Raw genomic sequence first — 5,283 nt, 5'->3', positions numbered from 1 at the left:
GAAGTCGCTCTCCGACATGCTGAAAGGGAAAGGGGGGCGGTTCCGCCAGAACCTTCTCGGCAAGCGCGTCGACTACTCGGGCCGGTCGGTCATCGTCGTCGGGCCGGAGCTGAAGCTGCACCAGTGCGGCCTCCCCAAGAAGATGGCGCTCGAGCTGTTCAAGCCGTTCATCTTCAACAAGCTGGAGGAGGCGAACCAGGCCAACACCATCAAGCAGGCGAAGAAGATGGTGGAGAAGGAGAAGAGGGAGGTCTGGGACGCCCTCGACGAGGTCATCCGCCAGCTCCCCGTCATGCTCAACCGCGCGCCGACCCTGCACCGTCTCGGCGTCCAGGCCTTCGAGCCGGTCCTGATCGAGGGGAAGGCGATCCAGCTCCACCCGCTGGTCTGCTTCGCCTTCAACGCCGACTTCGACGGCGACCAGATGGCCGTCCACGTGCCGCTGTCCATAGAGGCGCAGATGGAGGCGCGCGTCTTGATGATGTCCACGAACAACATCCTTTCCCCCGCGCACGGGAAGCCGGTCATCGGCCCGTCCCAGGACATCGTGCTGGGGATCTACTACCTCACCCGGATGCGCGAAGGCCTCAAGGGGGAGGGGAAGCGGTTCGCCGGCCCCGAGGAAGTGCGGATCGCCTACGACGAGGGAGCGGTGGAGCTCCAGGCGGCGATCAAGGTCCGCATCGGCGGGAAGACCGTCGACACCACGGCCGGGCGCGTCCTGCTCTACGAAGTGGTCCCGCCGGAGGTCCCGTTCGACTTCGTGAACAAGCTCATGAAGAAGAAGGACCTCGCGGAGCTCATCGACGTCACGTACCGGAACTGCGGGCAGAAGGCCACGGTCATCCTTGCGGACCAGCTCAAGAACCGCGGGTTCCAGTTCGCCACGATGTCCGGCATCTCGATCTGCATCAACGACATGGTGATCCCCTCCAGCAAGAAGGCGATCCTCGAGCGCGCCTCCGAGGACCTCGACCGGGTCATCAACGAGCACGTGGAGGGGCTGATCACACCGGGCGAGCGGTACAACAAGGTCGTCGACATCTGGTCGGCGGCGACCGAGCGCATCGCCAAGGAGATGCTCAAGGAGATGGGGACCGAGACCGTCAAGGGGAAGGACGGGAAGGAGAAGAAGGTCCCGAGCTTCAACCCCATCTACATGATGGCCGACTCCGGGGCCCGCGGTTCGGACAAGCAGATGATGCAGCTCGCCGGGATGCGCGGCCTCATGGCGAAGCCCTCCGGCGAGATCATCGAGACTCCCATCCGGTCGAACTTCCGGGAGGGGCTGTCGGTCGGCGAGTACTTCATCTCCACCCACGGCGCGCGGAAGGGATTGGCGGACACCGCCCTCAAGACGGCGAACTCGGGCTACCTGACCCGGAGGCTCGTGGACGTGGCGCAGGACTGCATCGTCGTCGAGGACGACTGCATGACCCTCGACGGCATCGGCGTCCGGGCGCTGATCGAGGGCGGCGAGATCATCGACCGCCTCACGGACCGCATCCTGGGCCGCGTGGCGCTCGAGGACGTGTACGACATCGAGGGCAAGCTGCTGGTGGCGGCCAACGAGGAGATCACCGAGGAGGTCGCGCAGCAGATCGAGATGTCCGGCCTCGACGAGGTGAAGATCCGCTCCGTGCTCACCTGCGAGAGCCGGCGCGGGGTGTGCGCCAAGTGCTACGGGCGCGACCTGGCCCGCGGGAAGATGGTGGCCATCGGCGAGTCGGTCGGGATCATCTCCGCGCAGTCGATCGGCGAGCCGGGGACCCAGCTCACGATGCGGACGTTCCACATCGGCGGCATCGCCACGGCGGGATCCGTGGCGCAGAGCTCCCACCAGGCCAAGCAGGCGGCGCACGTGAAGTTCCAGGGGATCGTCGCGGTGAAGAACCGCGAAGGGAACCTGGTCGCGATGAACCGGAACGGTTTCCTCGTCCTCCTCGACGAGGGGCACCGGGAACGGGAGAAGTACCAGATCCCGTACGGCGCGACGCTCATGGTGGGCGACGGGGACAAGGTGAAGGAAGCCACGCGCCTCGCGGAATGGGACCCGTACAACATCCCCATCCTCACCGAGGTCTCCGGCGAGATCAAGTTCGGCGACATCATCGAGGGCACGACCATGCGGGAGCAGGTCGACGAACTGACCGGACGCTCCACCCGGGTCATCGTCGAGTCGAAGGACGCGGACGTCCGGCCCCGCATCTCCCTCAAGGACGACAGCGGCAAGACGCGCAAGCTGCCCGGCTCGACGTCCGACGCCCGGTACCTCCTCCCCGTGGGATCCAACATCCTGGTGGACGAAGGGCAGAAGGTCCAGGCGGGCGACATCATCGCGAAGATCCCCCGCGAGACGACCAAGACCAAGGACATCACCGGCGGGCTTCCGCGCGTCGCGGAGTTGTTCGAGGCGCGCAAGCCGAAGGAGTTCGCCCTCATCTCCGAGATCGATGGCGTGGTCCGGCTGGGAAAGGACTTCAAGGGGAAGCGGAAGATCCAGGTGGTGCCGGAGATCGGGGAGCCGCGGGAATACACGATCCCCCGCGGAAAGCACATCACGGTCCACGACGGGGAGCGGATCCGGGCCGGCGAGGCGCTCATGGACGGCTCGCCCAACCCGCACGACATCCTTCGCGTCCTCGGAGACAAGGAGCTGGCGCGCTTCCTGGTCAACGAGATCCAGGAGGTCTATCGGCTGCAGGGCGTCCGGATCAACGACAAGCACATCGAGACCATCGTCCGGCAGATGCTGCGCCGGGTGAAGATCGCCGACCCCGGGGACACGTCGTTCCTCGTGGGGCAGAGCGTGGAGAAGTGGATCTTCCGCGACGAGAACGAGCGGGTGCTGAAGGCGAAGGGGAGACCCGCGAAGGCGGAGCCGCAGCTCCTCGGGATCACCAAGGCGTCGCTCTCGACGGAATCCTGGATCTCCGCGGCTTCCTTCCAGGAGACGACGAAGATCCTGACCGACGCCTCCGTGCACGGGCGGGTCGACAGCCTCGCCGGCCTGAAGGAGAACGTCATCATGGGACGGCTGATTCCGGCGGGGACCGGCGGGGACACCTACCGGGGCGTGGAGTGCGAGTCCGACGCGCCGCTGGTCGTCGAGCCGCCCCCGGCCCCCTCGGAGTCCGAGGGCGAACCCCGGCCGGAGGAAGAGGAAGGTTCCTAGAGGGGCGGAACGGGATAAGAAAAAGAAATTGACAGGAAGCGGAACCGTTGCTATAAGAGATGTTTCCTTTGGAACGCTCTAAGAGCTGAGAGGAAAACGGAAGGAACAGGGAATGCCCACGATCAATCAGCTGGTACGGAAGGGGCGCGAGGCGATCGCCAACAAGAGCAATTCCCCCGCGCTCGAGCGCTGCCCGCAGAAGCGGGGAGTGTGCCTCCGCGTGTACACGACGACCCCCAAGAAGCCGAACTCGGCGCTCCGGAAGGTCGCGAGAGTGCGGCTCACCAACGGGGTCGAGGTCACGGTGTACATCCCGGGGGAAGGGCATAACCTGCAGGAGCACTCGGTGGTCATGATCCGGGGGGGGCGCGTGAAGGACCTCCCCGGCGTTCGCTATCACATCATCCGTGGGAAGCTGGATTCCGTTGGTGTCCAGGACAGACGGAAGTCGCGGTCGAAGTACGGTACCAAGCGACCCAAATAGCTTCCCGATTATCGGAACGGCGTCACCAACCGGCCCCGGCGCGTCTGCCGGAAAGGGTTAAAAAGGTCAGGAAAATCGCACCGCTTCCCCGGTAGTGGAACGGGAAGCGGGCGATTCCCGTTTGTTCGAGGGGAAAGATCCAGGTTTTCGGCCCAGGAGGTCGTGCTCATGCCCAGGAGAGGTTATGTTTCCAAGCGGGCCGTTCTGCCCGATCCCGTGTTCGGGGACGTGCTCGTGGCCAAGATGATCCACGCGGTGATGCTGCAGGGGAAGGCGCGCGTCGCCGAGAGGCTCGTCTACGGATCGATGGACATCCTGAAGGAAAAGACCAAGGAGGACCCGGTCGCGGTCCTCAAGAAGGCCATCGAGAACGCCAAGCCGATGGTCGAGGTCAAATCCCGCCGGGTCGGCGGCGCCACGTACCAGGTCCCGGTGGAGATCCGCCCGGAGCGGCGCCTGTCCCTCTCCATCCGCTGGCTGGTCGGCTATGCCCGGGAGCGCGGCGAGAAGACCATGATGCAGAAGCTCTCCGCGGAGCTGCTCGACGCCTACAACAACCGCGGCGTCACGATCAAGAAGAAGGAAGACACCCACAAGATGGCCGAGGCGAACAAGGCGTTCGCCCATTATCGCTGGTAACAGCGCGAAACGCTTAACGCTTATAGGGAATAGAGGGAATCGTGTCCAGGATCACTCCGCTCGAAAAAACCCGGAACATCGGGATCATGGCGCACATCGACGCAGGGAAGACGACTACGACCGAGCGGATCCTGTATTACACGGGCGTGTCCCACAAGATGGGCGAGGTTCACGAAGGCACCGCCACCATGGACTGGATGGAGCAGGAGCAGGAACGGGGGATCACCATCACCTCCGCCGCCACGACCTGCTTCTGGCGCGACCACCGGATCAACATCATCGACACCCCGGGCCACGTCGACTTCACGATCGAGGTGGAGCGGTCGCTGCGCGTCCTCGACGGCGCGGTCGCGGTCTTCTGCGCCGTCGGCGGCGTCGAGCCGCAGTCCGAGACGGTCTGGCGGCAGGCCGACAAGCACCGCGTTCCCCGCATCGCCATGGTCAACAAGATGGACCGCACGGGGGCCGATTTCGACCGCGTGGTCCGGATGATGCGCGAGCGGCTCGCCGCCAACCCGGTGCCCGTCCAGCTCCCCCTCGGGAAGGAGGACGGCTATCGCGGCGTGATCGACCTGGTCGGGATGCGGGCCCTTGTGTGGGAAGAGGACACCCTCGGCGCGAAGTACCACGAGGAGCCGATCCCGGCGGAGATGGCCGAGCGCGTAGCGGCCGCGCGGGAGCAGCTTCTCGAGGCGGTCGCCGACGTGAACGACAAGCTGCTCGAGAAGTACCTGCTCGGCGGCGAAATCGACGCGGCGGAGCTGGCGTCGGCCATCCGCGCGGCGACCATCGCCCTGAAGTTCACCCCGGTGGTCTGCGGCACCGCGTTCCGGAACAAGGGCGTCCAGCCGCTGCTCGACGCGGTCGTCGATTACCTTCCCTCCCCGGTGGACATCCCCCCGGTCGTCGGCATTCTCCCCGCGGACGGCTCCGACACCTCGCGGAAACCCTCCGACGACGAGCCGCTCTCGGCGCTGGCCTTCAA

4 protein-coding genes are annotated in these 5,283 nt (G+C 65.5%); all 4 read left to right on the top strand.

The window, feature by feature from the left end; genetic code table 11:
- The coding region (locus AB1346_01030; protein MEW6719011.1) for a DNA-directed RNA polymerase subunit beta' at positions 1-3,175 on the top strand (3,175 nt) is incomplete at its 5' end.
- Between the two features lie 112 nt (positions 3,176-3,287).
- Positions 3,288-3,659 (top strand): 30S ribosomal protein S12, encoded by a 372-nt coding sequence (gene rpsL, locus AB1346_01025; protein ID MEW6719010.1) that lies wholly within the window; start codon positions 3,288-3,290, stop codon positions 3,657-3,659.
- A 168-nt stretch (positions 3,660-3,827) separates the two neighbouring features.
- Positions 3,828-4,298 carry a 30S ribosomal protein S7 gene (gene rpsG / locus AB1346_01020; GenBank protein MEW6719009.1) on the top strand — a complete coding sequence of 157 codons (471 nt, stop codon included), beginning with the start codon at positions 3,828-3,830 and terminating at the stop codon, positions 4,296-4,298.
- A 41-nt stretch (positions 4,299-4,339) separates the two neighbouring features.
- Positions 4,340-5,283, top strand: a 944-nt coding sequence (locus AB1346_01015; protein ID MEW6719008.1) for a GTP-binding protein, incomplete at its 3' end; no start/stop codon positions are given.

Source organism: Thermodesulfobacteriota bacterium (genome assembly GCA_040758155.1).
Classification (GTDB): Bacteria; Desulfobacterota; Deferrimicrobia; order Deferrimicrobiales; family Deferrimicrobiaceae; genus UBA2219.
Note: the sequence above shows the minus strand (reverse complement) of the source record. Positions and strands in the feature narration are given on the sequence as shown.

Bases quoted from the DNA above. Each gene is read 5' to 3' on its own strand.
- rpsL (MEW6719010.1), top strand. From the start codon at position 3,288: ATGCCCACGATCAATCAGCTGGTACGGAAGGGGCGCGAGGCGATCGCC.
- rpsG (MEW6719009.1), top strand. From the start codon at position 3,828: ATGCCCAGGAGAGGTTATGTTTCCAAGCGGGCCGTTCTGCCCGATCCC.